Origin of the sequence: Clavibacter tessellarius, from assembly GCF_001618005.1 — a bacterium.
In the GTDB taxonomy this organism is placed as follows: domain Bacteria; phylum Actinomycetota; class Actinomycetes; order Actinomycetales; family Microbacteriaceae; genus Clavibacter; species Clavibacter tessellarius_A.
Genome location: NZ_LQXA01000053.1, coordinates 15,132 through 41,447, shown reverse-complemented (window position 1 = coordinate 41,447; position 26,316 = coordinate 15,132). Strand labels below are relative to the sequence as shown.

The 26,316-nt window shown below is 73.1% G+C and carries 29 protein-coding genes; 5 read left to right on the top strand and 24 right to left on the bottom strand.

The window, feature by feature from the left end; all coding sequences use genetic code 11:
• Nucleotides 1-131 precede the first annotated feature (131 nt).
• Together AWH51_RS14055 and AWH51_RS14050 are read left to right on the top strand one after the other, a co-directional pair.
• Nucleotides 132-1,901: a hypothetical protein gene (locus AWH51_RS14055; protein ID WP_063072685.1), complete on the top strand. Its 1,770-nt coding sequence runs from the start codon at nucleotides 132-134 to the stop codon at nucleotides 1,899-1,901.
• Between the two features lie 26 nt (nucleotides 1,902-1,927).
• On the top strand, nucleotides 1,928-2,986 hold the full coding sequence (locus AWH51_RS14050) for an AI-2E family transporter (protein WP_063072684.1): 1,059 nt from the start codon (nucleotides 1,928-1,930) through the stop codon (nucleotides 2,984-2,986).
• 12 nt (nucleotides 2,987-2,998) lie between these two features.
• On the opposite strand, the gene AWH51_RS14045 is transcribed toward AWH51_RS14050, so the two are convergent.
• From AWH51_RS14045 to AWH51_RS13995, 11 genes are all read right to left on the bottom strand, one after another.
• Nucleotides 2,999-3,730 (bottom strand): alpha/beta hydrolase, encoded by a 732-nt coding sequence (locus tag AWH51_RS14045; protein ID WP_063072683.1) that lies wholly within the window; start codon nucleotides 3,728-3,730, stop codon nucleotides 2,999-3,001.
• Nucleotides 3,727-4,023: a hypothetical protein gene (locus AWH51_RS14040; protein WP_063072682.1), complete on the bottom strand. Its 297-nt coding sequence runs from the start codon at nucleotides 4,021-4,023 to the stop codon at nucleotides 3,727-3,729. Before AWH51_RS14040 ends, AWH51_RS14045 begins: the two co-directional genes overlap by 4 nt.
• A gap of 34 nt (nucleotides 4,024-4,057) precedes the next feature.
• The gene (locus tag AWH51_RS14035; RefSeq protein WP_063072681.1) at nucleotides 4,058-5,788 is read right to left on the bottom strand and encodes a cation:proton antiporter; all 1,731 of its coding nucleotides are present in this window, start codon (nucleotides 5,786-5,788) and stop codon (nucleotides 4,058-4,060) included.
• A gap of 68 nt (nucleotides 5,789-5,856) precedes the next feature.
• Nucleotides 5,857-6,576: a hypothetical protein gene (locus tag AWH51_RS14030; RefSeq protein ID WP_063072680.1), complete on the bottom strand. Its 720-nt coding sequence runs from the start codon at nucleotides 6,574-6,576 to the stop codon at nucleotides 5,857-5,859.
• A 103-nt stretch (nucleotides 6,577-6,679) separates the two neighbouring features.
• The gene (locus AWH51_RS14025) at nucleotides 6,680-7,225 is read right to left on the bottom strand and encodes a DivIVA domain-containing protein (protein ID WP_063072679.1); all 546 of its coding nucleotides are present in this window, start codon (nucleotides 7,223-7,225) and stop codon (nucleotides 6,680-6,682) included.
• A gap of 10 nt (nucleotides 7,226-7,235) precedes the next feature.
• Nucleotides 7,236-8,276: a phosphatidate cytidylyltransferase gene (locus tag AWH51_RS14020; RefSeq protein WP_081235141.1), complete on the bottom strand. Its 1,041-nt coding sequence runs from the start codon at nucleotides 8,274-8,276 to the stop codon at nucleotides 7,236-7,238.
• Nucleotides 8,277-8,795 (bottom strand): ribosome recycling factor, encoded by a 519-nt coding sequence (gene frr, locus AWH51_RS14015; RefSeq protein ID WP_063072678.1) that lies wholly within the window; start codon nucleotides 8,793-8,795, stop codon nucleotides 8,277-8,279.
• Between the two features lie 148 nt (nucleotides 8,796-8,943).
• Nucleotides 8,944-9,660 carry a UMP kinase gene (gene pyrH, locus AWH51_RS14010; protein WP_063072677.1) on the bottom strand — a complete coding sequence of 239 codons (717 nt, stop codon included), beginning with the start codon at nucleotides 9,658-9,660 and terminating at the stop codon, nucleotides 8,944-8,946.
• 155 nt (nucleotides 9,661-9,815) lie between these two features.
• A complete protein-coding gene (gene tsf, locus AWH51_RS14005) occupies nucleotides 9,816-10,643 on the bottom strand; it encodes a translation elongation factor Ts (protein WP_063072780.1) in 828 nt (275 codons plus the stop codon).
• A gap of 110 nt (nucleotides 10,644-10,753) precedes the next feature.
• Entirely contained in the window at nucleotides 10,754-11,716 is a 963-nt protein-coding gene (gene rpsB / locus AWH51_RS14000; protein WP_063072676.1) for a 30S ribosomal protein S2, read from the bottom strand.
• Nucleotides 11,717-11,942: 226 nt separating this feature from the next.
• Nucleotides 11,943-13,400 carry a sugar porter family MFS transporter gene (locus tag AWH51_RS13995; protein ID WP_063072675.1) on the bottom strand — a complete coding sequence of 486 codons (1,458 nt, stop codon included), beginning with the start codon at nucleotides 13,398-13,400 and terminating at the stop codon, nucleotides 11,943-11,945.
• A gap of 615 nt (nucleotides 13,401-14,015) precedes the next feature.
• On the opposite strand from AWH51_RS13995, the gene AWH51_RS16520 reads away from it, so the two are divergent.
• A complete protein-coding gene (locus tag AWH51_RS16520; RefSeq protein ID WP_254654590.1) occupies nucleotides 14,016-14,411 on the top strand; it encodes a murein hydrolase activator EnvC family protein in 396 nt (131 codons plus the stop codon).
• 170 nt (nucleotides 14,412-14,581) lie between these two features.
• On the opposite strand, the gene AWH51_RS13985 is transcribed toward AWH51_RS16520, so the two are convergent.
• The 9 genes from AWH51_RS13985 to AWH51_RS13945 all read right to left on the bottom strand — a co-directional run bounded on the left by AWH51_RS13985 (nucleotide 14,582) and on the right by AWH51_RS13945 (nucleotide 22,049).
• The gene (locus tag AWH51_RS13985) at nucleotides 14,582-15,511 is read right to left on the bottom strand and encodes a tyrosine recombinase XerC (protein WP_063072673.1); all 930 of its coding nucleotides are present in this window, start codon (nucleotides 15,509-15,511) and stop codon (nucleotides 14,582-14,584) included.
• A gap of 88 nt (nucleotides 15,512-15,599) precedes the next feature.
• Nucleotides 15,600-16,991, bottom strand: a complete 1,392-nt coding sequence (gene dprA / locus AWH51_RS13980; protein WP_081235150.1) for a DNA-processing protein DprA — start codon at nucleotides 16,989-16,991, stop codon at nucleotides 15,600-15,602.
• Nucleotides 16,992-17,110: 119 nt separating this feature from the next.
• Entirely contained in the window at nucleotides 17,111-18,658 is a 1,548-nt protein-coding gene (locus tag AWH51_RS13975) for a YifB family Mg chelatase-like AAA ATPase (protein ID WP_063072672.1), read from the bottom strand.
• Nucleotides 18,658-19,014, bottom strand: coding sequence for a YraN family protein (locus tag AWH51_RS13970; RefSeq protein ID WP_063072671.1), 357 nt, complete (start codon nucleotides 19,012-19,014; stop codon nucleotides 18,658-18,660). The genes AWH51_RS13975 and AWH51_RS13970 overlap by 1 nt, the downstream gene beginning before the upstream one ends.
• 107 nt (nucleotides 19,015-19,121) lie before the next feature.
• Nucleotides 19,122-19,445: a DUF2469 domain-containing protein gene (locus tag AWH51_RS13965; protein ID WP_063072670.1), complete on the bottom strand. Its 324-nt coding sequence runs from the start codon at nucleotides 19,443-19,445 to the stop codon at nucleotides 19,122-19,124.
• Nucleotides 19,446-19,560: 115 nt separating this feature from the next.
• Nucleotides 19,561-20,220, bottom strand: a complete 660-nt coding sequence (locus tag AWH51_RS13960; protein ID WP_063072669.1) for a ribonuclease HII — start codon at nucleotides 20,218-20,220, stop codon at nucleotides 19,561-19,563.
• Complete coding sequence (gene lepB / locus AWH51_RS13955; protein ID WP_063072668.1) at nucleotides 20,220-20,972, bottom strand: signal peptidase I; 753 nt, start codon at nucleotides 20,970-20,972, stop codon at nucleotides 20,220-20,222. Before lepB ends, AWH51_RS13960 begins: the two co-directional genes overlap by 1 nt.
• A 66-nt stretch (nucleotides 20,973-21,038) precedes the next feature.
• Entirely contained in the window at nucleotides 21,039-21,383 is a 345-nt protein-coding gene (rplS, locus tag AWH51_RS13950) for a 50S ribosomal protein L19 (protein WP_063072667.1), read from the bottom strand.
• A 174-nt stretch (nucleotides 21,384-21,557) separates the two neighbouring features.
• A complete protein-coding gene (locus tag AWH51_RS13945) occupies nucleotides 21,558-22,049 on the bottom strand; it encodes a hypothetical protein (protein ID WP_063072666.1) in 492 nt (163 codons plus the stop codon).
• A 70-nt stretch (nucleotides 22,050-22,119) separates the two neighbouring features.
• Between AWH51_RS13945 and map the strand changes: the two genes are divergently transcribed.
• Nucleotides 22,120-22,887 carry a type I methionyl aminopeptidase gene (map, locus tag AWH51_RS13940; RefSeq protein WP_063072665.1) on the top strand — a complete coding sequence of 256 codons (768 nt, stop codon included), beginning with the start codon at nucleotides 22,120-22,122 and terminating at the stop codon, nucleotides 22,885-22,887.
• Between the two features lie 15 nt (nucleotides 22,888-22,902).
• Here the strand turns inward: map and trmD are convergent, their stop codons facing one another.
• The 4 genes from trmD to rpsP are packed head-to-tail and all read right to left on the bottom strand — an operon-like array spanning nucleotide 22,903 to nucleotide 24,908.
• A complete protein-coding gene (gene trmD, locus AWH51_RS13935; RefSeq protein WP_063072664.1) occupies nucleotides 22,903-23,589 on the bottom strand; it encodes a tRNA (guanosine(37)-N1)-methyltransferase TrmD in 687 nt (228 codons plus the stop codon).
• 1 nt (nucleotide 23,590) lies between these two features.
• Nucleotides 23,591-24,277: a ribosome maturation factor RimM gene (gene rimM / locus AWH51_RS13930; RefSeq protein WP_107490213.1), complete on the bottom strand. Its 687-nt coding sequence runs from the start codon at nucleotides 24,275-24,277 to the stop codon at nucleotides 23,591-23,593.
• Complete coding sequence (locus tag AWH51_RS13925; protein ID WP_012038054.1) at nucleotides 24,255-24,491, bottom strand: RNA-binding protein; 237 nt, start codon at nucleotides 24,489-24,491, stop codon at nucleotides 24,255-24,257. Before AWH51_RS13925 ends, rimM begins: the two co-directional genes overlap by 23 nt.
• 3 nt (nucleotides 24,492-24,494) lie before the next feature.
• On the bottom strand, nucleotides 24,495-24,908 hold the full coding sequence (rpsP, locus tag AWH51_RS13920; protein ID WP_063072662.1) for a 30S ribosomal protein S16: 414 nt from the start codon (nucleotides 24,906-24,908) through the stop codon (nucleotides 24,495-24,497).
• Between the two features lie 271 nt (nucleotides 24,909-25,179).
• On the opposite strand from rpsP, the gene AWH51_RS13915 reads away from it, so the two are divergent.
• Nucleotides 25,180-26,313 (top strand): glutamate--cysteine ligase, encoded by a 1,134-nt coding sequence (locus AWH51_RS13915; RefSeq protein WP_063072661.1) that lies wholly within the window; start codon nucleotides 25,180-25,182, stop codon nucleotides 26,311-26,313.
• Nucleotides 26,314-26,316: the final 3 nt, after the last annotated feature.

The following is a 26,316-nucleotide window of genomic DNA, read 5'->3' as shown; positions in this document are numbered from 1 at the left end:
GCGCCTCCCCTCCCCGCCCGCGACCCGGAGGCGGCCCGGGGGCGTACCGCGGACCGGGAGCGCCGGTCTCGGTAGGATCGGCACCTGCCGTGCCCGCCACCGCGTGCGCGGACGCCCGACAAGGAGTCCCCGTGCCCCACGACGACACCCCGTTCAGCCCGGCCATGCGCGGCTACAACCGCGACGAGGTCGACCGGGCGGTCGGCGACCTGCGCCGCGAGCTGATCCGCTCGAACCAGCTGGCGGCCGAGGCCCGCGCCGAGGCCGAGCGCCTGCGCCGCGTCGAGGGGGAGCTGCGCGACGAGCTGGAGGAGGTGGGCAGCCCCACGTTCGCCGGGCTGGGATCCCGCCTCGAGGCGACCCTCCGCGTCGCCGAGGAGCAGTCCACGCGGCTCGTCGCGCAGGCCGACGCGGACGCCGCGCGCCTCCGCCGCGCCACCCAGGAGGAGACCGACGCGCAGCGCGCCGAGGCCGAGGCCACCGCGCGCCACCTCGTGGACTCCGCCCGGGCGCAGGCCGAGCAGATCGTCGACGCCGCCCGGCGCGAGGCCGACGACCTCCGGGAGCGCGCGGACGACCGCGCCGAGGGCCTCCGCAGCGACGCGGAGCGCGAGGCCGCCGCCCTCCTCCTCCGCACGCGCACCGAGGTCGCGGACCTCCGCGGCACGGCCGAGCGCGAGACGGATTCCCTGCGCGCCGAGGTCGCGCGCGAGGTCGCCGAGCTCCGGGCCCGGGTCGACCGCGAGACCGACGAGGCCCGCCGGGATGCCGCCGACCTCGCCCGCGACAACGCCCTGGCCCGCGGCGCCCTCGAGCGCGAGCTCGCCGATGCCCGCGCCCGCCACGACGAGTCCGTCGCCGAGGAGCGCGCCGACCTCGACCGCGAGATCCGCGAGGTCGAGGAGCGCCTCGGGCTCGATGCCGAGACGCAGCGCATCGCCCTCGCCCAGCTCGACGAGCAGACCCGCGCCGACCTCGACCGCGAGGTCGAGCAGGTGCGCACCGACCGGGATCGGGAGCTGCAGGCGTCCCGCGAGGACTTCGACCGCCGGATGCAGGCGGAGCGCACCGCGTTCGACCGAGACGTCGAGGAGACCCGCGCCTCGCTCGAGCGCGAGATCGCCGAGACACGCGAGGCGCTCGACCTCGAGGTCGCCACCGCCCGCGCCGAGCTCGCCCGCGATGTCGATGAGGCCCGCACCGACCTGGCCCGCGACATCGCGGCGGGCACCGAGGCGCTCGCCCGGGAGACCCGGGCCACGCGGGAGCAGCTGGAGCTCGAGGCGGTCACCGCGCGCACGGCCCTCGAGCGGGAGATCGCCGAGGCCGAGGCGCTGGAGGCCGACCGTCGCGAGGCCGAGCGGCTCCGGCTGGAGCGCGAGGCCGCTGAGACGCGCCGGATCCTCGCCGCCGAGGCCGACGAGGCGCGACTGGCCCTCAGCCGCGAGATCGAGCAGGGGCACCTCGACCTCGACGCCGAGATCACCGCCCGGCGCGACCACGACGCGCGCGACGCCGCCGAGCGCCAGCGGGATGCCGCCGAACGCACCGCCGCGTACCTGGGCGAGGCCGAGGCGCGCCTGCAGGAGGTGACGGCGCTGCTCGCCTCCACCCGTCAGGAGGCGGAGGAGCTCGCGGTCGAGAGCCGCGAGTCCGCCCGCACGGTGCGCGAGGAGGCCGACCACGACGCCCGTGCGGCCATCGCCGACGCGGAGCGCCGCGCCCGCGAGACCCTGGCCGACGCCGAGCGCCGCGCCCGCGAGACGGTGGCCGACGCGGAGGAGCGCCTCGACCGCATTAGGATCGAGCGCGAGGCGGTGGCCGCGTACCTCGAGAACGTCCGCGGCGTGCTGACCCAGGCGGATGACGCCTCCTCCGACGATTCCCGCACCGTGCGCTGAGCGCCCGCCGACTCGGAGGTCCCGACGTGAAGATCCACAACCCCTACCGGCTCGGCCTCCTGGCCGGCCTCGGCGTCCTCACCGCCCTCGTCATCGGCGGCGCGCTCGTCTCGCTCGGCAGCGTCCTCACGTACGTCGGCACCGCCATCTTCCTGGCGCTCGGCATCGATCCGCTCGTGACCTTCCTCGAGCGCAAGGGGGTGCCGCGCCCCGTCGCCATCCTCGTGATCTTCCTCGTGCTCCTCGGCTCCCTGGCCGGGGTCCTCCTCGCCGTGATCCCCGTGGTCGTGAACCAGGCGAGCGCGCTCGTCACGCAGATCGTCGAGTACGCCCAGAGCGTGAGCGGCGACCAGTTCATCGCGAACCTGCAGTCGTTCGTGCCCCGCGAGGTCTTCGACGTGCAGAGCGGCGCCGACCAGCTCATCACCTACCTGTCGAACGCGTCCAACGTCGCGACCATCACGGGCAACGTCATCAACGTCGCCTTCACCATCGGCAACTTCCTCTTCGGCACGGTCATCATCCTGATCCTCACGATGTACTTCACGGCCTCGCTCAACTCCTTCAAGAGCGGCCTCTACAAGCTGGTGCCGGCGACGCGGCGCGCGCGCTTCGCCGACATCGCCGAGCAGATCACCCAGTCGGTCGGCCGCTACGTCACGGGCCAGGTGGGGCTCGCGCTCTGCAACGGCGTGCTGAGCTTCATCTACCTGAGCATCGTGGGCGCGGCGCTCCCCGCCGTGTGGGCGTTCATCGCGTTCCTCTTCTCGCTGCTGCCGCTCGTGGGCACCATCACCGGCTCCACGCTCATCGTGCTCGGCCAGGTCGTGCTGCTGCCGGAGTCGACGAACACCTGGATCGCGGTGGCGGTCTACTACCTCGTCTACATGCAGATCGAGGCGTACGTCCTCAGCCCGAACATCATGAACCGCGCGGTCAAGGTGCCCGGTGTGGTGGTGGTGATCGCCGCGATCACGGGCGGCACGCTGCTCGGCGTGCTGGGGGCCCTCATCGCGGTGCCGGTCGCCGCCGCGGTGCTGCTCATCATCCGGCAGGTCGCCGTGCCGCTCCAGAACGAGCGCTGACGCCCGTCCGGCTCAGGCCGGAGGCCACTCCGTCGGGAGCGGCAGCGCGGCCGGGTTCACGGTCCGCACGATCTCGGTGAGCACGCGGGACACCTGCGACTCCCCCACCCACAGGTGCTTGGCGCCGTCGACCGCGATGAGCTCCGCCTCGGGCACGGACGCGAACCTCCGGCGTGCCTCGTCCGGCTGCAGGAAGTCGTCGTGCTCGGGCACCAGGATCACGAGCCGGCGGGGGTCGCCGTGCCAGGCGGCGACCTCCTCGGCGCTCGCCCGGTGCAGCGGGGGCGAGAGCAGCGCCGCGCCCTCGACGGGGTGCGCGCGTCCGTGCCGCAGCGCGATCTCGGTGCCGAACGACCAGCCGACGATCCACGGCGCCGGGAGCCCGCGCTCGGCGACGAGGTCCATGGCGGCGGCCAGGTCGTGGCGCTCCCCCTCGCCGCCGTCGAAGGCGCCCTCGCTGGTCCCGCGGGCGGACGTCGTGCCCCGCGTGTTGAAGCGCAGCACGGCGAGGTCGGCGAGGGCGGGGAGGCGCAGCGCCGCCTTGCGCAGCACGTGCGAGTCCATGAACCCGCCCGCGGTCGGCAGCGGATGCAGCGTCACGAGGGTGGCCACGGGATCCCGGTCGGCCGGCAGCGCCAGCTCCCCCACGAGGCGCAGGCCGTCGGCGGTGACGAGCTCCACGTCCTCGCGCCGGGCGGGCAGCTCCGTGGAGCTCGTGATGGGGCGGGGGGCGGTGTCCGTCATGAGACCTTCCAGCAGTGGGAGTGCCAGTGCCGGCGGGCGGCGAGGTCGCTCTCCTCGCCCATCATCCCGTCGGCGCGCCACGCGACGACGTGCGCGTGGCCCGGCTCGATGTCGAGCAGGCATCCGGGGCAGCGGTACACCTTGAGCGCGCGGGCGGCGGAGACGGGCTGCACGTTCCAGACGCGTCCGCGCCGGGTCTCCGTGTGCTGCGATCCGCTGAGGAGGCGCGTCAGCACGTCTTCGTCCTCGTCCCCCGGGCGGCGTCTCCCCCGGGGTCGATTGCTGCGCGGCATGATCCGATCCTAGGCCGCGCGCCGCGCCGTCCCGTCAGCCGGCGTCGCCCTGCCGGCCGAGGCGCGCCTCCTCGTGGTCAAGCATCCGCTGGGCGCGCGCGAGGACCCGCGAGGGGTGCCGTCCCGTGCCGCGCGCCTCCAGCAGCGCCTGGCGCTCGGCGTCGAGGACGTGGCGGCGGAGCAGGAGGTAGGTCGCGCGCGGGGTGAGCGGCGCGTCGTCGTCGGCCGCCATCGCCTCGGCGCGCTCGCTCGCCCACTCCGCGCGCAGAGCCGTGTCGCGGCGCACGCGCTCCACCACCTGGGGGTCGACCTCCTGGCCGTGCGGCAGGGTCCGCGCGCCCTCGTCGAGCGCGCGGATGCCCGCGTCGGCGAGCTCCGACACCAGCTCCGCGAGGTCGCGCTCGTCCTCCACCTGGTCGCTCCCCCGGATCCCGCTCAGGCGGATGACCGCGGGGAGCGTCCCGCCGTTCACGAGCAGGGACACGATCGCGACCGTGAAGGCGATCAGCACCAGCTGCGCCCGGTACGGGGTCCCGTTCGGCAGCGACTGCGCCGCCGCCAGCGTCACCACGCCCCGCATGCCGGCCCAGCCGAGCACGAGGCCGCCGCGCCAGCCGAGACCCTGCGAGCGGAGCGCCTCGATGTCCGCCCGGCGGCGTCGGAGGATCCGCGCGGCCCGGCGCTCCCGACGGCTGGGCCGGTCGTCGCCGCGCGCGCGGCGGAGGCGTTCGAGCCAGCGCCCGACGCGTCGCGCCCGTTCCGCGGCGCGCTGCTCGTGACGACGCAGGCCCAACAGCAGCGGCACGAGAAAGGCGAAGCGGATGAGGGTCAGCACCGCGAGGGTGAGGAGCCCGTAGAGGATCGCCGTGTCGACTCCGAGGTCGGCCTCGTGCACCTCGTCGAGGATGTCCCGGAGCTCCAGCCCCATCACGAGGAACACCCCGTTCTCGAGCAGGAACAACGCGGTCCGCCAGTTGAGCCGCTCGTTGATCCGCGACTGAGCCGACAGCGTGGAGGCGCTCCGGTGCCCCGACCAGATGCCCGCGGCGACGACCGCGAGCACCCCGGACGCCCCGATCTCCTCGGCGGGGATGAACGCCACGAACGGCACCGCGAAGGAGATGGCCGTGTCGAGCACGGGGTCGTCGAGGCGACGTCGGATCTCGGTCGTGAGGGCGCCGACGGCGATGCCGATGGCCAGGGCGCCCACCGCGGAGAGGAGGAAGCCGCCGGCGGCCTGCCACAGGTCGACCGAGGCGCCCACGGCGGCGATCGACGTCCGCAGCAGCACCAGGGCGGTCGCGTCGTTGACGAGGCCCTCGCCCTCCAGCACCGTCACGAGGCGCGGCGGCAGTCCGAGACGCCGGGCGATGCTCGTCGCGGCCACGGCGTCCGGCGGGCTCACCACCGCCCCGAGGGCCAGCGCGCCCGCGAACGACAGGTCCGGGAACAGCGCGTAGAGCAGGAGGCCGATGCCCGCGGCCGACACCAGCACGAGGACGACGGAGAGGCTGACGATCGTGCGGAGGTTGCGTCGCAGGTCCACGAGCGGCACCGTCACCGCGGCGCCGTACAGCAGCGGCGGGAGGACGCCCGCGAGGATCAGCTCGGGCGGCACCTCCACGGGAGGAACCCCCGGGAGGAAGGAGACGCCGACGCCCACCAGCACGAGCACGAGCGGCGTCGCCACGCGGATCCGTCGGGCGAGGAGGGTGACGGCGACCAGGGTCGCGATCCCGGCGACGCCGAGAGCCGCGTAGTCCATGCTCCGAGGCTAGTCCGACGGGCGGACGACGGACGCCCGTCCGGATCGGGATCCGGACGGGCGTCGGGTCAGTACCAGTTCTTCAGGACGCTGTGCGCCTTGGCGCCGCACGGGGTGCCGTAGCGCGAGTCGATGTAGCCGAGGCCCCAGGTGATCTGCGTTGCGGGGTTGGTCTGCCAGTCGGCGCCGGCGGACGCCATCTTGCTGCCGGGCAGCGCCTGCGGGATGCCGTACGCGCCGCTCGGGTTGTACGCGTTGGTGCGCCAGCCGGACTCCTTGTTCCACAGGTAGTCGAGGCACGCGAACTGGTCGTCGCCCATGCCCTGCGACGCGAGGATGCTGCGGGCGATGCCGCGCGCGCTGCCGGGATCCGGGACGGCCACCGGTCCGCCGGAGGACGGGGACCCGCCGGACGCCTTGGCACCGGTACCCGATCCCGAGCCGGTCGACGGAGCGGGAGCGACGACGGGCGGGGGCGGTGGCGGCGGCGGGGCGACGGACTGGAAGCCCGGCTCGATCTCGACCGTCGTCTCCGCGGACGCCACGGTGAGCGTCTGGGCGTCGGCCCGGGCGAGCTGGGCGACCGTGGCCTGGTACTCCTGGTACTGCGGGTTCGCGACCGCGCCCGACGTGGGATCCACGACGTTGACCAGCATGAACGCGGCGGCCGCGCCGAAGGCGATGGTGGGGGCCGCCACACGGGAGAACGCCGATCGGCGTCGGCGGACGGGCCTCGGAGCGGCGGTGAGCGGCTGGCGAGGGGCGAGGTCGTGCGCGTGTCTACCCATAACTCCGCTCGACTTTACCCATCCGTTACCTCGATGGCGAGTCGAGAGCCGGATCGGGGGCGTCCTGCCAGGCGCGGATGCGGTGGAGGAACCGTGGGTCGCCTCAGCGGACGGCGTTCATCACGTCGACCACCGCGTCGAGGAGCAGGTCCACCTGCGCCTCGCGATAGCCGCCGCGACGCGGGTGGAAGGCCACCGTGCGCACGTCGTCGACGCTCATGGGCTTCGTGCCGCGGAAGTACTTGGCGACGCGGTCCGCGAAGCGGTCGACCTCGCGGCGGTCGTACCCGGTCGTGAGGAGCCCCGCCCGGTCGAAGCGCTCCCCCGCCGGACGGCTGACCCGGTCGAGGATCTCCTGCGCCGCCCGTCGCGCCTCCGCGTTCCAGGCGTCCGCGCCGACGCGGGCCACCGTGCGGTCGCGCTCGCGCACCGCGAAGGCGTCCTCCAGGCGCTCGAGCACGCGGTCGACCGCGGCAGCCGAGTAACCGCCACGGCGCATGTCGAAGGACACGCGGCGGATGGTCTCCGAGGTGAGGGAGCGGTCGGCCTCGTCGTCGTAGCAGCGGCGCGCGTCCTGCAGGAAGGCGTCGACCTGCGCGGGGTCGTAGCCGCGCTCGCGGCGCCCGGCGGTCGGGAAGGTGGTGGTCATCCGGGACATCCTACGAGGGAACGCCCTGGACGATGAGGAACAGCGCGTAGGCCACGGCGGCGGACGGGAGGATCGAGTCGAGCCGGTCGAGGAACCCGCCGTGGCCCGGCAGCCAGGAGCTGATGTCCTTCACGCCGAGGTCCCGCTTCATCAGCGACTCGGCGAGGTCGCCCATCGTCGCGGTCACGACGATGACGAGGCCCATGACCACGCCGAACCACCACGGCTGGTGGATCATGAACTCGGCGACGAGGACGCCGGCCAGGACCGCCGCGACCGCCGCACCCGCGAATCCCTCCCACGTCTTCTTCGGGCTGATCGTCGGGGCCATGGGGTGCTTGCCGAAGTTGAGGCCCGCCGCGTAGGCGCCCGTGTCGCAGCAGACCACGAGGATGAGGAAGGCCAGCGTCCACCACTCGCCGCCGTCCTCGGCCGTGAGCAGGACGGCGAACGACCCGAGGAGGCCGACGTAGGCGAGCAGGAAGAGGCTCGAGCCGATGTCGCCCGCGAGCGCCCGGGAGGACGTGCGTCGGGCCGGTACCGCCTGCTCGACGACGCGCCACAGGGCGAGGCCGGCCATGGTGCCGAGCAAGCCGAGCCACTGCCCGTCGGGCCGCCAGAGGTAGGTGAGCGGCAGGTAGGCGACCACCGCCACCACGGACCCGACGCGCGGCACGCGCCGACCGGCCTGACGGAGGGCCGTCGCCAGCTCGTACGCCGTGAACGCGATGAGCGCCATGGCGATCAGGACGAACAGCTCCTTCACCACGACGAGGCTGACGAGCACGACCCCGCCGAGCAGCAGGCCCACGGACACGGCGAACAGCAGGTTGCGTCCGGTGCGCGCGTTGATGCGGTCGTTCGTCGCCTCCAGCGAGGCGCGGGTTGCCCGCACCTGGGCGGTGAGGTCGGCGCGCGTCGCCTGCACCTGCGCCTCGAAGTCCGCGCGGGTCACGCGGCCGCGGTGCCGCCGGATCCGCGGAGCGCCGCCGGGCCGCGTCGCGGGCGGGACGACGGGCGCCCGCTCGGCGGGATCGTCGGGGCTGTCCACCTAGACCTCGAGGAGTTCGGTCTCTTTGCGCTTCAGCGCGTCGTCGACCTGGTCGGTGTGCGTCTTGGTGAGGGCCTCGAGCTCCTTCTCACCACGGGACACCTCGTCGTCGCCGACCTCGCCCTTGAGCGCGTCCAGCTCGTCCTTGGAGCGGCGGCGGATGTTGCGGACGCTCACGCGCCCCTCCTCGGCCTTGCCGCGGACGATCTTGACGAACTCCTTGCGGCGGTCCTCCGTGAGCTCAGGGAGCGTGAGGCGGACCATCTCGCCGTCGTTGCCGACGGTGGCGCTGAGGTTGGGGACGTTCACGAGCGCCTTCTCGATCTCCTTGAGCGCCGTCTTGTCGTAGGGCGTGACGATGAGCGTCCGTGCCTCCGGGTTGTTCATGCTGGCGAGCTGGCCGAGCGGCGTGGGGCTGCCGTAGTACTCGACGAGGACCTTCTGGAAGAGGGCGGGGTTGGCGCGGCCCGTGCGGACGGATCCGAAGTCCTCCTTCACCGACTCGACGGCCTTGCCCATCCGGTCTCGGGCATCTGCGAGGACTTCGGCGACGGTCACGGGATCTCCTTCGGTAGCGCGGACGCGGCAGGCGCCCGATCGATCTTAACGCGGATGGGGAGGCCATCCCGCCCGGCGCGGCCGCGGGGCCGGCGGGCGGACGACCTCGTCAGTTGGAGACGATGGTGCCGATGCGCTCGCCCCGGATGGCGCGCGTGACGTTGCCGCCGGGCTCCATGCCGAAGACCACCATCTTCATGTCGTTGTCCATGCAGAGGGAGAACGCGGTCGAGTCGACGACCTTGAGCCCCTGCTGGAGCGCGTCCTGGTAGGTGAGCGTGTCGAGGAGCGTGGCGGACGGATCCGTGCGCGGGTCCCCCGTGTAGACGCCGTCGACGCCGTTCTTGGCGACGAGCACCTCGACGGCCTGGATCTCCAGCGCGCGCTGGGCGGCGACCGTGTCGGTGGAGAAGTACGGCAGACCCGCTCCGGCGCCGAAGATGACGATGCGGCCCTTCTCGAGGTGGCGCTCCGCGCGACGCGGGATGTAGGGCTCGGCGACCTGGGTCATCGAGATGGCGGACTGCACGCGCGTCGCCGCGCCGGCCTGCTCGAGGAAGTCCTGGAGGGCGAGGGCGTTCATCACGGTTCCGAGCATGCCCATGTAGTCGGCGCGGCCTCGGTCCATGCCCCGCTGCGAGAGCTGCGCGCCGCGGAAGAAGTTGCCGCCTCCGACGACGATGGCGACCTCGACGGTCTCGGCCGCCTCCGCGATCTCGCGCGCCAGGGCGCTCACGACGTCCGGGTCGACGCCCATCTGGCCGCCGCCGAAGGACTCCCCCGAGAGCTTGAGGAGGACGCGGCGCCTGGTGGTCTGATCGGTCATGGTGCTGTTCCCGTCCCTCGGTCGGAGCCGCATCAGGCCCCGGTCCAATCTACTGTGGCGCCAGGGTGGGGACGACGGCGGATCACGCCGCCGTCCGGGCCCGGGCATGGCGAAGGGAGCCCGGGTCGCGATGACCCGGGCTCCCCGTGGTGGTGCTACGCGCCGACCTTGAAGCGGGCGAAGCCCGTGATCGTGAGGCCCGCGGCCTCGACGACCTTCTTGACCGACTGCTTGTTGTCCTTCGCGTAGTCCTGCTCGAGGAGCGCGACCTGCTTGAAGAAGCCGGTGAGGCGACCCTCGATGATCTTCGGCAGGGCGGCCTCGGGCTTGCCCTCGTTGCGGGAGATCTCGGTGACGATCGCGCGCTCGGCCTCGACCTTGTCCGCCGGGACGTCCTCGCGGGCGAGGTACTCCGGGTCGGCGAACGCGATGTGCTGCGCGATGCTGCGGGCCGTCTCGGCGTCGGTGCCCGAGTAGTCGACGACGACGCCGACCTGGGGCGGGAGGTCCTTCGACGTGCGGTGGAGGTAGACCTCCTGGTGCTCGCCGGCGAGGCGGACCACTCGGCGGAGCGCGATCTTCTCGCCGAGGATGGCGGCCTGGTCGCTGATGAGCTGGTCGACGGTCTGCTCGCCGGCGGGGGCCTGCAGGGCCTCCTCGACGGTGGACGCGCCGGCCGCGACGACCGCGGCGAGGACGGACTCGGACAGCGCGATGAACTTGTCGTTCTTCGCGACAAAGTCGGTCTCGCACGCGAGCTCGATGAGGGTGGCGGCGCCGCCCTCCTCGGATGCGGCGACGAGGCCCTCGGCGGTGGAGCGGTCGCCGCGCTTCGCGTTGCCCTTCTGGCCCTTGAGGCGCAGGATCTCGATGGCCTTCTCGATGTCGCCGTCGGCCTCGACCAGCGCGTTCTTGCTGTCCATCATGCCGGCGCCGAGGCGGTCGCGCAGCTCCTTGACGTCAGCGGCAGTGAAGTTCGCCATGCTCATGGACTCCTTCTGTAGGTGATGATCCGGGGGTGTCCCGGTGGTGAGTGCCCGACGGGCGGGCGCGGTTCCCCGCGCCCGCCCGTCGGGATGGTGCGTGTGGCGGACTACTCGGAGACAGGGACCGTCGTGGAGGGCGCTGCCTCGGCCTCGGTCGCCTCGGCCTCGATCTTCGCCTCGGTGGCGTCGTCGGACTCGGGGGCGTGCACGGGCGCGGGGACCTCGTCCTCGGACTTCGCCTCGTTCTTGGCGGAGACCTCGGCGTCGACGTCGTTCTCCTCGACGGGCAGCTCGGCCTTGGCGGCGTCGCCCTGCTCGAGCAGCTCGCGCTCCCAATCGGCCAGCGGCTCGGCGGGCGCGGAGCCCTCGGCGTCGGGCTTCTGGTGGCGCTGGATGAGGCCCTCGGCGGCGGCGTCGGCGATGATGCGCGTCAGCAGCGCGACGGAGCGGATCGCGTCGTCGTTGCCCGGGATCGGGTACTGGACCTCGTCCGGGTCGCAGTTGGTGTCGAGGATGCCGATGACGGGGATGCCGAGCTTGCGCGCCTCGTCGATCGCGAGGTGCTCCTTCTTGGTGTCCACGACCCACATCGCCGACGGCGTCTTGGTCAGGTTGCGGATTCCGCCGAGGCTCTTCTCCAGCTTGTCGCGCTCGCGACGCTGGATGAGGAGCTCCTTCTTGGTGAAGCCGCGCGTCGTGTCGTCGAAGTCGACGAGGTCGAGCTCCTTGAGGCGGTTGAGGCGCTTGTGCACGGTCTGGAAGTTGGTCAGCAGACCACCCAGCCAGCGCTGGTTGACGTAGGGCTGGCCGACGCGCTGCGCCTGCTCGGCGATGGACTCCTGCGCCTGCTTCTTGGTGCCGACGAAGAGGATGGTGCCGCCGTGGGCGACGGTCTCCTTGACGAAGTCGTAGGCCTTGTCGATGAGGGCCAGCGACTGCTGGAGGTCGATGATGTAGATGCCGGAGCGCTCGGTGAAGATGAAGCGCTTCATCTTCGGGTTCCAGCGCGTCTTCGGGTGACCGAAGTGGACGCCGCAGTCGAGCAGCTGGCGGATGGTGACGACGGCCATGGCCGTACTCCTGTTCCGGCGCGCGCTCGCGCGGCGCGCCTCGTCGGTTCGCTCGGCGGTCGGGACGACCGCTGATCCTGGTGCCCGGCGCGCATCCGCTCCTCGAGCGACAGGGATCATCGCCGGGAGGAGACCGAGTGGATGCGGAGGCCTGATGGGCACGCGTAGTCACCCGACCTGGATCGGGTGCTGGTCGATGGTACCACCCGCGGGGCGGTCCGCCGGGTCAGCGGCGCGCGGCGTCCTTGCGCTTCTTGGGCTTGTCGACGAAGAGCGTCTCGGCCTCCTCGAGCGACATGCCGTTGGTCTCCGGGATCTTCATGAGCACGAAGACGAACGAGAGGGCGGCGAACGCCGCGTACATGCCGTAGGTGAAGGGCAGCGAGAACGCGGAGAGCGCCGGGAACGAGACGGTGATGACGAAGTTGGCGATCCACTGGGCCATCGCGGCGACGCCGAGCGCCTTCGCGCGGATGCGGTTCGGGAAGATCTCGCCGAGCAGCACCCAGACGAGCGGGCCCCACGAGGCGCCGAAGCCGATGACGAAGACGTTGGCCGCGATGATCGCGATGACGCCGAAGGGCTGCGGCAGGGCGACCTCGCCGTCGACGGTCGCGGACTGGCTGAAGCAGACGGCCATGACGGCGAGGGACACGGCCATCGCGAGCGAGCCGGTCAGCAGGATCGGGCGGCGGCCGATGCGGTCGACCAGCGCGATGGCGATGAAGGTGACGGCGACGTTGGTGACGGCCGTGATGACCGAGGTGGTGAGCGACTGGGACTCGTCGAAGCCGACGGCCTGCCAGAGCGTCGTGGAGTAGTAGAAGATCACGTTGATGCCGACGAACTGCTGGAACACGGACAGGATGATGCCGATCCAGACGATGCCCTGCAGGCCGAACTTCCGTCCGCGGAGCGTGCCGGTGCGCTTGGCGACGCGGTCCTCCTCGATCTGGCGCTCGAGGTCGCGGCTGGCGCGGTCGATGTCCTCCTGCTTCCAGACGCTCGCGAGGATCGCCTGGGCCTCGTCCTTGCGGCCCTTCTCCACGAGGAAGCGGGGCGACTCGGGGAGGCGGAAGGCGAGGAAGCCGTAGACGATGGCGGGGATGGCGCAGACGAGGAGCATCCAGCGCCAGGCCTCCAGGCCGAGCCAGAAGCCCTCGGACGCGCCTCCCGCGGCCCCGGCGAAGACGGCGTCGGAGAGCAGGGCGGTGAAGATGCCGAGCGTGATCGCGAGCTGCTGGAGCGACGCGAGCCGGCCGCGGAGGAGCTTCGGAGAGATCTCCGCGATGTACGCGGGGGCGACGACCGACGCGATGCCGATGCCCAGTCCGCCGATGACGCGCCAGATGGTGAGGTCCCAGACGCTGAACGCGAGACCGGAGCCGAACGCGCTGATGAAGAAGAAGAACGCGCCCGCGATCATGGTCCAGCGCCGTCCGAAGCGGTCCGCGATGCGACCCGCGAGGTAGGCGCCGAGCGCGCAGCCGAGCAGGGCGCTCGCGACGGCGAGTCCGATGAGCGTCTCGCTCAGCGCGAACCGGCCCTGGATCGCGGAGACCGCGCCGTTGATGACCGAGGAGTCGAACCCGAAGAGGAAGCCCCCCACCGCGGCGGAGACCGCCAACCCGATCGCGCGTCGCTGGAGCTTCTTCTCATCCCGGGGGGTCGTCGTCTCGTTCACAACGGACCACTCTGCCACTTCTCCGCGGTGCGGGTCGCCCGGCGACGCCCGTGCTAGCGGGCCCGCATCCTGGACCGCGTGACGTCGGCGCGCGCGGCGTCGACGAGCGGGAGGCGGGAGCGGATGCGGGCACAGGCGGGACGGGCGAGGGCGCGAGGGGCGGACCGGGCGGGACGGGTGGGATCGGCAGGGGCGGAAGCGTCGGGGCATCGGGTGGCGCTGGCAGAGGGTGCCGGCGGCGCGTGGCGGGGACGGAGGGGGACGGTCCGAGCGGCCCGCGTCGTGGTCGCCGCCCTCACGACGGCATGCGCCCTCGCCGTGGGGCCTACCTGCCCGAGCGAGACGGCGGTAGCGCTCGGGGCCGTCCCGCGATCGCACGCGATGCGCGCGATCGGCGCGGAGCGGTGGACGACGCCGACCGCAGGCGCGGCCTCAAGTGCGGCCGTAGCCGTTGGTGCGGCCTCATGCGCGGCCGTAGCCGTTGGTGCGGCCTCATGCGCGGCCGTAGCCGTAGCCGCGGATGACGGCAGCGCGGGTCGCGGGTCCGGTGCCGAGGGTGCCGACGGCGCATCCGCGTCGTCCGCGTCGTCCGTGGCGCCCCGGTGGCGGTGGCCGGTGCGCCCTCCGCACACGATCACGCGCCCCTTCTCGCCGCCGGCCACCGCGTACGGCCCCGGTCATCGCGGCGTCGACATCGCCGCGGATCCGGGTGCCGACGTCCTGGCGCCCGCCGACGGCACGGTGTCGTTCGCGGGCGTCGTCGTCGATCGACCCGTCGTCAGCATCCGTCACGCGGACGGGCTCGTGTCCTCGGTGGAGCCCGTCGTCCCGACCGTCTCCGCCGGGGAGCGCGTGTCGGTCGGGCAGGTCATCGGGACCGTGGCCGCCGCGCCCCGGCACGAGCCCGACGGCGGCGTGCACCTCGGGGCCCGGCTCCACGGCGAGTACGTGGATCCGGCTCTGCTCCTCGCGTCGCTCCGCCACGCGGTGCTGCTGCCGCTGGACCCCTGAAGCGTCCAGCCCGTGCATCGGCGCGCACGGACCAGGCGACCGCGACGGCCCGGTGGCCCGCGGCGACGGACGCCGCCGGACGGGCGCGTCGCGCGCGAGCGCTCCCCGCTCCGGCATCCGACGCGGGCACGCGTGCGTCCACGCGCTGCCGCAGACGCGCCCGCCGCGTCTCAGGCGCGCGGGTGCGCACCCGCGTAGCTGCGGCGCAGCCGGTCGACGGAGACATGCGTGTAGATCTGCGTGGTCCCGAGGCTGGCGTGCCCGAGCATCTCCTGCACGGTGCGCAGGTCCGCCCCGCCGTCCAGGAGGTGGGTGGCCGCCGTGTGCCGGAGCGCGTGCGGCCCCTGCGGCCCCGAGCCGGGGATGCCCTCGAGCAGCGACGCGACGAGCCCGTAGACGGCGCGCGGACCGAGACGCCCTCCGCGGGCGCCGAGCATGAGGGCGCTGCCGGTCCGCGGGGTGACGAGATGGGGTCGGCCGCGCGTGACGTAGGCGTCCAGCGCCTCGGCAGCGGGCACGCCGAACGGCACGACGCGCTCGCGGTCGCCCTTCCCGACGACGCGAGCGGTCAAGCGCGACGGATCGATGTCGCCGAGGTCGAGGCCGATGAGCTCGGACACGCGGAGCGCCGAGGCGTACAGCAGCTCGACGACGGCCAGGTCACGCAGGGCAGCCGGCTCGTCCTCCGCGGCGCGCGCGGCGAGTCCGTCGAGGAGGGCGGACATCTGCTCGCGGGCGAGGACGCGCGGGAGATGCGTCCCGGCGCGGGGGGCCTTCAGCCGCGCCGCGGGATCGGCGTCGATCCGCCCCTCCCGCAGGAGCCATGCGCAGAATCCCCGGACGGCCGCGGAGCGTCGTGCGAGGGTGGCGGGGGCGAGCCGCGCCTGGGATCCGCGCCACATCCAGTCCCTCAGCAGCTCGAGATCGAGATCGGCGGCGGCCGTGACGCCCTGGCTGGCCGCATGCGCGGCCAGGTCCTGGAGGTCAGACGCGTAGGACCGCACGGTGTTCGCCGAGCTGCCCCGCTCCAGCCGGAGCGCGACGCCGAAGCCGTCGATGTCCCGCTCGAGGGGGGTGCGACCGGTCCGAGGCGTCTCCATGCCCGAAGGCTACGGTCTCCTCCCCCGCACGCCGACGCTCCGCGCCGGACGAGGGGCGTCGCCCGTCCGCATCCGGCGCGGTCCCGAGTCATCGCGAGGACGGACGACGGACCCAACCCCCGTCCGGACGCGCGGCGTGGCCCTCGAGCTCGAGGCGTCCGAGGACGGACGACGTCTCCGCGATGCCCAGACCCGCCTGGGAGGCGACCTCGAAGGTCTCCCGCGCTCGCCGGGTGCTCAACGCGTCGAGGACGCGTGTCACCCGCGGGTCGGCCACGGCGTCCGCGCTCGACGTCCGAGCGCGTCCCGCCTCGTCCGGAGACGGCCCGGACGGACGCGGGGCCGGCGCGTGCGACGGGGACGTCTGGGGCCCGGCAGCGGCTCTCACAGGATGCCGCGCGATGTCATCGGGTCTCGACGCGCGGACGACGCCCGCGTCCTCCCACGCGCCTCCCCTGTCGGCCGGGACGAGCTCCATCGCATCCTCCGCCGAGGTGATGCACGCGGCTCCGGACTCGCGGATCAGCCGGTGACAGCCGGACGACGAGACGCTCGTGACGGGTCCGGGCACGGCTCCCAGCGGTCTCTCCAGCGCCAGCGCGTGGTTGGCCGTGTTGAGCGATCCGCTGCGGGCCCCCGCCTCCACGACCACCGTGGCGGCGCTGACGGCGGCGATCAGCCGATTGCGCAACAGGAACCTCCAGCGAGTGGGCGAGGCGCCGCAGGGCAGCTCGGACACGAGCGCCCCGTCCCGGCGCATCCGGGCGAAGAGCTCCGTGTGCCCAGCCGGGTACAGGCGATCGACGCCCCCCGCGAGGAAGGCGACGGTCCTGCCTCCGGATGCGACGGCCGCTCGGTGAGCGACGCCGTCGATGCCGTAGGCCCCGCCCGACACGATCTCCATGCCGCGGTCGACGAGCCCGCTGGCGAGCTCGGCGGTGACGTGCTCGCCGTACCCCGTGGCGGCACGGGCGCCGACGACCGCGACGGATCTCGGGAGGGCGGCCAGAGCCCGCTCCTCGCCGGTCCACCAGAGGACGAGCGGGGCATGCGGCCCGAGGTCGTCCGCGCCGTCGGGCCACGCCGGGTCCCCGGGCACGAGCACCCGAGCGCCGACGGCGCGGGCCGCGTGCAGCCTGGCCATCGCCTCGGTGCGCACGACACGCGGCCTCCACCGCTCGAGCGCGGCGCGCACCTCGTCGACGAGCGCATCGCGGCCGTCGGCCTCGAGGACGAGTCCGGCGTCGACCATGCGACCCACGACCCCGTCCGCGGACCGCACGTCGACCACGGCAGCGAGGGCGCCCGCCGCCCCGAGGACCCCGACGACCGCACCGGCGACGCGGTCACCCGGCTCCGCGATCCCGGACCAGGTGCAGCGCGCCACGATCTCGGGCGCATCGTCTCCGTCGCCGACGCCGTCGGTGGGGGCGGTCGGCCGGAGGGCCGCCACGAGCTCCCGCGCCTCCGCCGCGGACATCCCGAGCCGCGCGACCGTCCGAGCCCGTGCATCGCCGGGTGCGGGCGCGCGCTCGAGGCCCGCGAGGGGTTCGGTGCGCTCGCCGTCCGGCGCGGCGCCCACGTCCACGCCGCCGTCGGTCACGATGCGCCCCGCAGGAGGAGGGCGCGCCCGAGGTGGTCGGCATCGGGGCGCGGGGCGCCGTCGAGGTCGGCCAGCGTCCACCCGATGCGGAGCACGCGGTCGTAGCCGCGCATGGTGATGAGCCCGCGGTCGAGGGCGCGGTCGAGCGAGGCGGTGGCCCCGCGGCCGAGGCCCGCCTCCCGCCGGAGCCAGGGCCCGGACGCGTGGGCGTTGAGCCGCCACGGCGTCCCGGACCAGCGCTCGGCGGCGGCAGCGCGGGCGACGGCGACGCGGGCACGGCCGGACTCCGTGGTCGTGCGAGGAGCCCCGTCGGCGGCTCGGTGGACGGCGCTCGTGACCCGGCGCACGGTGAGCCGGATGTCCATGCGGTCCATGAGCGGTCCCGACAGGCGGGCGAGGTACCGGCGGCGGGCCTGCGGCGGGCACGTGCAGTCGGCGCCGGGCACGCCGAACGACCCGCACGGGCACGGGTTCGCGGCCATGACCAGCTGGAAGCGGCCGGGGAAGTGGGCGACGCCGTTGGCCCGGTGGATGCTCACGACCCCCGACTCCAGCGGCTGCCGCAGGCAGTCCAGCACCGCCCCCGAGAACTCCGGCGCCTCGTCGAGGAACAGCACTCCCCCGCTGGCCCGGACGGCGGCTCCGGGTCGGATGCGGCCGCTGCCGCCGCCGACCAGGCCGGAGGCGCTCGCCGTGTGGTGCGGTGCCTCCAGCGGCGGACGCACGGGCAGCTCCGGGCCGAGCTGGTCGCCGCACAGGGAGCGGACGCAGCCGACCTCGAGCGCCGCCTCCTCGTCGAGGTCGGGCAGGAGACCGGGCAGCCGCTGGGCGAGCATCGTCTTGCCCGCGCCAGGTGGCCCGAGCAGGAACATGTGGTGGCCACCGGCCGCCGCGACGACGAGCGCGTCCACGGCCTCCTCGTTGCCCACCACGTCCCCGAGGCACGGCGTCGGATCGGCCGTCCCCGGCTGGACGGCGGCCGATGCCGGCGGGCCGTGGACGACATCGCCGGCGTCCGGCTCCGGTTCCAGCTCTGCGCCATGGTGGATGGCCGCCTCGCGCAGGCCGGACACGGCGACCACCCGCATGTCCGGTACGAGCGAGGCCTCGTCGGCGTGGCACCGCGGCACCATGACCCGCCGGCATCCCGCCCGACGGGCCGCGAGCACCGCGGGGAGCACGCCGTGCGTGGGACGCAGCCGCCCGTCGAGCCCCAGCTCGCCCAGGTGCACCGTGCCAGCGACGGACTCGGCCGACACGGATCCGCCGGCGGCCAGGACCGCCAGGGCGATGGCGAGGTCGAAGCCCGAGCCGTGCTTGGGCAGGACGGCCGGCGAGAGGTTGACGGTGACGCGTCGGACCGGGAACTCGCATCCGGCGTTCCCCGTGGCCGCCCGGACGCGCTCCCGCGCCTGGCTGAGCGCGGCGTCCGGCAGCCCGATGAGGACGAAGCCGGGCAGCTGGCTCGTGATGTCCGCCTCGACGTCGACGAGCGACCCGTCGAGGCCGGAGAGGGCGACGGCCAGCGTGCGTCCGACGGCCATCAGCAGGCGCTCCGCACGACATCGACGGTCGGCTCCGCGCCGGGAGGCCACATCACCCCCACCACGTCGATGCGGACCGGGCCGCGATGATCGGGATGCTCCTGGCACCACAGCCCGGCGAGCACGCGGAGCCGCGCGGCCTTGACGCGCGTCACGGCCTCCAGAGGATGCCCGTATCCGAGGCCCGCGCGGGTCTTCACCTCCACGAGCACCGTGGTGCCCGCGTGGCGCATGACGAGGTCGATCTCCCCCTCGCGGCACCGCCAGTTGCGCTCGACGAGGGTGTACCCCCGTTCGATCAGATGCCGTGCGGCGAGCTCCTCGCCGCGTCGTCCCAGGTCCTGCGTGCGTGTCATGGGCACCTCCGCGAAGAGGATGCGCGATGCGCGCGGAGACGGACGTGGTCCGGGACGGGATGGTGCCGGATGGGCGGAGCCCCCGCCTGGGGAGGGAGCGACGCGCCCTACTCGTCGATGGCGAGCTCCTTGGGGAGCTCGAACTCCTTCGCCGACAGCTCCTCGACGTTGACGTCCTTGAAGGTGAGCACGCGGACGGACTTCACGAACCGGTCGGAGCGGTACACGTCCCACACCCACACGTCGGTCATGGTGAGCTCGAAGTAGAAGTCGTGCTCCGTGTCGCGTCGCACGAGATCGACCTCGTTGGCGAGGTAGAAGCGCCGCTCGGTCTCGACCACGTACGTGAACTGGGACACGATGTCCCGGTACTCCCGGTAGAGCGCGAGCTCCACCTCGCGGTCGTAGTCCTCGAACTCGTCGTCATCCATGGTCCGTCGATCCTAACCGCCCCCGCGGCCACCGTCGTCCGGCCGGGGCCGACGCCGGGCCCGCGCCGCATGACACGCGACCCGTGCGCCGCATCCGCTCCTGAGGGGACGGGGCTCAGACGCCCGGGGCCGCCAGCACGCCCGTGAGCCAGGTGCGCCGGTGGATCGGCGACGCCCCGCTCGCCCGGATCGCGTCCAGGTGCGCCGGGCTGCCGTAGCCCTTGTTGCCGGCCCAGCCGTACTCGGGCGACTCATCGTGCCATGCGGCCATCAGGCGATCGCGGTGGACCTTCGCGAGCACGGACGCCGCCGAGACGGAGGCGCAGTCGCGGTCCGCCTTGACGCGCAGCCGCACCGGCACCGGATGCGCGAGGGCGGGCGTCAGCCAGTCGTGCGACCCGTCGAGGAGGACGACGCTGTCGAGGAGGGGCACGCCGAGGTGGTGCAGCTCGACGAGCGCGCGGCGCCCGGCGAGGCCCAGGCACGCCGTGATGCCGAGCGAATCGACCTCCTCCGCCGATGCCATGCCGACGGCGGAGTGCCGCACCCAGGCGGAGACGAGGGGGTGCAGGGCCTCGCGGCGCTTCTCGCTGAGCATCTTCGAGTCGCGCAGGCCCACCGGGAACGCGCCGGCGTCGTAGCCGACGGCCGCCATGCCCACCGCGACGGGGCCGGCCAGGGCCCCGCGCCCGACCTCGTCGCAGCCGATCACGAGCGCCGATCCCGCGCGGAGCAGCTCGCGCTCGAGGTCGAGGGTCGGATCCGCGACCGGCATCAGCCGGCGGGGACCGCGTCCGGCACGTCGCCGAACGTCTCGGGGTGGTCGCCCAGGATCGTCCAGCGGTCGATGGGCCACGTGATCACGAACGCGCGGCCGACGACGTGGTCGATGGGCACGAACCCCCTCGTCGGCCCCTCCTGGTTGTAGCGGGAGTCCGAGGAGTTGCCGCGGTTGTCCCCCATGACCCAGAGCGAGTCCGCCGGGACGGTGACGTCGAAGTCCACGTCGGATGCCCGTGTGACGCCCGGGACGAGCTTGATGTAGGGCTCGTCCAGCGGGACGTCGTTCACGCTCATCTGACCGAGGGAGTTGCAGCAGAAGACGTGGTCTCCCGGCAGGCCGATGAGGCGCTTGATGAGGTGGTCGTTGCTGTCGGACGCGGACAGCCCCACCGTCGTGAGTGCCCAGTCGACCGCGGCGGCGATCGGCGGCTTGTCGACCTGGGGTGAGGGCGTGAGCCACCCGCCCGGATCACGGAACACGACGACGTCGCCCCGTTGCAGCGGCATGAGGCGCGGGGTGAGCTGGTTGACGACGATGCGGTCGTTGATCTGCAGCGTGTCCTCCATCGATGCGGAGGGGATGTAGAACGACCGGATCAGGAACGCCTTGATCAGGACCGATACGAGGAGGGCCACCACGAAGATGACGAGGACGTCCCGGAGGAACGTCTTCCATCCTCGGGACCCGCTGCCGCTGTGCCTGCCCGAGGACCTGGTGTCCGCGGGCGTCGTGCTATCTGTCATTTAACCGCCTGAGCTCCCGGCAAGTGTAGATGCCGGGAGCTCGGTCGGAGGACAGGTGGGGATGCGCTAGGAGCGCTTCTCCTTGATCTTCGCCTTCTTGCCGCGCAGGTCGCGCAGGAAGTAGAGCTTGGCGCGACGCACGTCGCCGCGCGTCACGACCTCGATGTGGTCGATGACCGGGGAGTGCACCGGGAAGGTGCGCTCGACGCCGACCTGGAAGCTGACCTTGCGGACGCAGAACGTCTCGCGGACGCCCTCGCCCTGACGGCCGATGACGATGCCCTGGAACACCTGGATGCGCGAGCGGCTGCCCTCGACGATGTTGACGTGGACCTTGACGGTGTCGCCGGCGCGGAAGTCGGGGATGTCCGACCGCAGCGACGCCTGGTCGACGGAATCGAGGATGTGCATGGTGTACCGCTCTCTGCAACCGCCACGGGTCGACTGCGCATCAATGTCTGGAAGGGGAACGGCCCGCACGAGTGGCCGACTCCCCCGTGGCAGGGTCGGCGGCAGGCACGATCGCTCATTCTGCCACCTCGGGCGCGTCGAAAGCAAAGCGCCGGGCCGAACGGGGGGCGCGGATCAGTCGAGGCGGATGGTGCGGCCCGCGTCCGGCCCCTCGGCGGCCTTCCACTCCGGCGGACGCGGCTGGGCGTCGCGCTCGATCGTGGAGAGGACGTCCTGCATGCGCTGCCGGGTCTCCACGAGCAGCTGGCGGACGGCCAGGACGAGGAGCGCGACGACCGAGAGCACCGCCAGGACGGCACACCAGGTGCTCACGACGGAGTAGGTGCCCGTGCCGATGACCGCGACGGTGGTCACGCCCAGCGCGACCGCGTCGAGGGCGGACAGGGCCCGCGACTCGCGCACCGACCGGCGGGCGCGCACCAGCCCGAGGCCCGCGACGAGCGCGACGCCGAGGACCCCGGCCGCGATGATCACGAGGAGCAGCTCCCAGCCGCCGGAGCCGAAGACGGCCCAGCCCACCAGGAGCCACGCTGGGAGCACGACGACGGCGAGGGGCTGCCAACGGTGCAGCGCGCGACGGAGGGCGAGGGCCGGGGACTGCTGCATGACCCCATGCTAGGAGCGGAACCTGGGCGGTGCGGAGGCTCCGCGGAGCCCCTCGCGTAGGATCGACCGGGTGATCGAACTGCGAACGCCCGCCGAGATGGACCAGATGCGACCCGCCGGGGAGTTCGTGGCGAAGGTGCTCACGACCCTCGCCGCCCAGGCGGACGTGGGGGTCAACCTGCTCGACCTCGACCGCGCGGCGCACCGCATGATCCGCGAACGCGGCGCCGAGTCCTGCTACATCGACTACCACCCGTCCTTCGGCGCGAGCCCCTTCGGGAAGGTGCTCTGCACCTCCGTGAACGACGGCGTGCTGCACGGCCTCCCCCACGACTACCGGCTGCAGGACGGCGACCTCCTGAGCCTCGACTTCGCCGCGTCGGTGGACGGCTGGGTCAGCGACTCGGCGGTCAGCATCATCGTCGGCACCCCGCGACCGGAGGACGTGCGTCTCATCGAGGTCACGACGGCCGCGCTCGACGCGGGCATACGCGCCGCGCAGCCCGGGGGCCGCACCGGCGACATCTCCGCGGCCATCGGCGCCGTAGCGACCGAGGCGGGCTACTCCGTCAACACCGACTTCGGCGGCCACGGCGTCGGCCGCACCATGCACGGCGACCCGCACATCGCGAACCAGGGCCGTCCGAACCGCGGCGTGCCGCTGCGCCCCGGCCTCGTCATCGCCATCGAGCCGTGGTTCCTGCAGAGCACCGACAAGATCCGCACGGACGAGGACGGGTGGACGCTCCGGAGCGTCGACGGCTCCCGTGGCGCGCACGTGGAGCACACGGTCGCCATCACGGAGGACGGCCCGCTCATCCTCACCGCGCGCTCCTAGCGGGCGACGCGGCCGTCAGTCGGGCAGCAGGTCCGGACGGACCCGGCGCGTGCGCTCGAGCTGCTGCTCGCGCCGCCAGGAGGCGATGGCGCCGTGGTTGCCGCTGCGCAGGACCTCGGGCACGGCGAGGCCACGCCACTCGGGCGGCTTCGTGTAGCTGGGGTGCTCGAGCAGACCGTCGGAGTGGCTCTCCTCGACGAGGCTCGCGGGGTTGCCGACGACGCCCGGCACCAGTCGCCCGATGGCCTCGATCATCGCCATCACCGCGACCTCGCCGCCGTTCAGCACGTAGTCGCCGAGGCTCACGAGCCGCACGCGGGCGCGGGTCGCGGTGTGGTCCACCACGCGCTGGTCGATGCCCTCGTACCGGCCGCAGCCGAAGGCGAGGTGCGGCTCGGCGGAGAGCTCCTGCGCCATCGCCTGCGTGAAGACGTCGCCCGCGGGCGACGGGAAGATGACGACGGGATCCGTGTCGTCGGCGAGGACCTCGTCGATCGCCTCGCCCCACGGCTCGGGGCGCATGACCATGCCGGCGCCGCCGCCGTACGGGGTGTCGTCGACGGTGCGGTGCCGGTCGTGCGTGAAGGAGCGGAGGTCGTGCAGGCGCAGGTCGATGAGGCCGGACTGCCGAGCACGGCCGAGGAGGGAGATGTCGAGCACCCCGAAGAACTCCGGGAAGATCGAGACGATGTCGATCCGCATGTCAGCGGGCGTCGTCGGCCTCGGACGCGGGATCCGCGCCGGGTTCGGATCCGCCCTGCCCGGCCGCGGGAGCGTCGCTCGCGGAGGCATTGGACGCGGGCGCGTCGGACGCAGGCTCCGGAGCCTCGGCGACGTCCTCGAAGAGCCCGAGCGGCGGCGTGACCACCAGGGTGCCGGCCTCGACGTCGACCGAGGGCACGATGGCCTGGACGAAGGGGACGAGGACCGTGCCGGAGGGCGTGTCGACGTGCAGCAGGTCCTGCGCCGGGAAGTGGTCGACGAGCGAGACGGTGCCGACCTCGACGCCGTCGCGGAGGACCTTCAGCCCCACCAGCTGGTGGTCGTACCAGGCGTCGGGCTCGGCGGGCTCGTCGGCGGGGGGCGTCATCCAGAGGATGGCCTTCGCGAGCGACTCGGCGGCCGTGCGGTCGGCGACGCCCTCGAAGAAGCCGACGGGGTGGCTGTTGTACCAGCGCAGCTCGGTGAGCGTGAGGGTGCGGCCGTGCCAGGGCGAGGACTCCGGGACCTGCAGGCTGAACTCGGCGCCGGGGACGAAGCGCTTGGCGGGATCGTCGGTGAACAGCTCGAGCTTCACGGCGCCCTTGAGCCCGTGCGCCTTGGTGAGCCGACCCACGCGGAACGCCGCGGGGTCCCGGCCCTCGACCTCAGGAATCGGTGTCCACCACATCGACGCGGACGCGCTGGCCGTCGGCGAGAGCCGACACCAGGGTCCGAAGGGCCTTCGCGGTGCGACCCGCGCGGCCGATGACCCGGCCGAGGTCCTCGGGGTGCACGCGCACCTCGAGGACCTCGCCGCGGGGGGATCCCTTGCTCGTCACGGAGACGTCGTCCGGGTGCTCGACGATGCCCTTGACCAGATGAGCGAGCGCGGGAGCGAGCATGGGCTAGGCCTGCTCCTCGGTCGCCTCGGCAGGGGCCTCGACGGCCTCCGGCGCGGGGGCGGCCTTCTCGGTCTTGGGCTTGAGGACCGGCTTCTTCTTCTCGTCGGCGACGTAGGCGGGCTTCGCCTCGCGGGTGCGGACGGTGGAGACCGCGTCCTTGTCGCCCTTGAAGCGACCCCAGTCGCCCGTGAGCTTGAGGAGGGCCTCGACCTGCTCGGTGGGCTGGGCGCCCACGGAGAGCCAGTACTGCGCCCGCTCCGACTGGACCTCGATGAACGAGGGCTCCTCGGTGGGGTGGTACTTGCCGATCTCCTCGATGACGCGGCCGTCGCGCTTGGTGCGCGAGTCGGCGACGACGATGCGGTAATACGGCGCGCGGATCTTGCCCAGGCGCTTCAGACGGATCTTGACAGCCACAATTCTCCTGAATTTCTTTGTGTGGGGTGAACTGACGGCCGTGAGCGTGGGGGCACACTCGGCATAGGTTCGATGGGGTCTCGCGGCGCCTGATTAGAGGGTCGGACGATCGCGGACTCGACAGATCATTATGGCAGACGCCGGCCGTCGCCAATACCCCGTCCCCGGCGCGCCGCACGGCGCCACCGCCCGGCTGCCCCGGAGGGTGCGTGGCATGATCGGACGACACCCGGCGCATGCGCCCCGAGACCCCGTGGACGGCAGGACCCGCATGCAGATCGACTTCGCCCGGCAGCCGCCCTCCCGCGTCGGGATCGAGTGGGAGCTCGCGTGCGTCGACCGCGGCTCCGGGGAGCTCGCGGGGGCCGCGCCCGAGATCCTCCGCTCGTTCCCGCATGACGACGCGCATCCGCACGTGACCGGGGAGTTCCTCACCAACACGGTCGAGGTCGTGAGCGCGCCGCACGCCCGGGTCGGCGACGCGGTGGACGACCTCGCCCGCCTCATCGAGCGCGTGGTGGACGTCGCCGACCCGCTCGGCATCGACCTGATGTGCGCCGGCACCCATCCCTTCAGCGCCTGGCCGGACCAGGACGTGACGCCCGACAACGAGCGGTACGCCACCCTCCTCGACCGCACCAGGTGGTGGGGTCGGCAGATGATGATCTGGGGCGTGCACGTGCACGTCGGCATCGACGACGCGTCCAAGGCGCTCCCCATCCTCAACGCGCTGCTCGTGCACCTCCCCCGGTTCCAGGCGCTCAGCGCGTCGAGCCCCTACTGGTCGGGGCAGGAGACGGGGTACGCGTCCAACCGCGCGCTCATGTTCCAGCAGCTGCCGACCGCGGGGCTGCCGCCGGACCTGACGACCTGGGCCGATTACGAGCGGCTCGTGGGCGACATGACGCACGTGGGCGTCATCGACCACCACAGCGAGCTGCGGTGGGACATCCGGCCGGCGCCGAAGTGGGGCACCCTCGAGACGCGCGTGTTCGACGGCGTGTCCACGCTGCGGGAGATCGCGTCGCTGGCCGCCCTCGTGCAGTGCCTCGTGCACGACATGTCCGCCGCGCTCGACCGCGGCGAGGAGCTGCCGCGGATGCAGCCGTGGTTCGTGCGCGAGAACAAGTGGCGCGCGGCGCGGTACGGGATGGACGCCATCGTGATCCAGGACGCGGCGGGCGACGAGGCCCTCGTCGGCGACGACACGCGGGCCCTCGTGGAGCGCCTCTCCCCCGTGGCCGAGGAGCTCGGCTGCGCGGCCGAGCTCGGCGGGATCCTCGACATCGTCGACGGCGGCGCGAGCTACCAGCGGCAGCTGCGCGTCGCGGAGGAGAACGACGGGGCGCTCGCCCCGGTGGTGACGCACCTCGTGGAGGAGCTGCGCTCAGGACTCGGTCGGTGACCC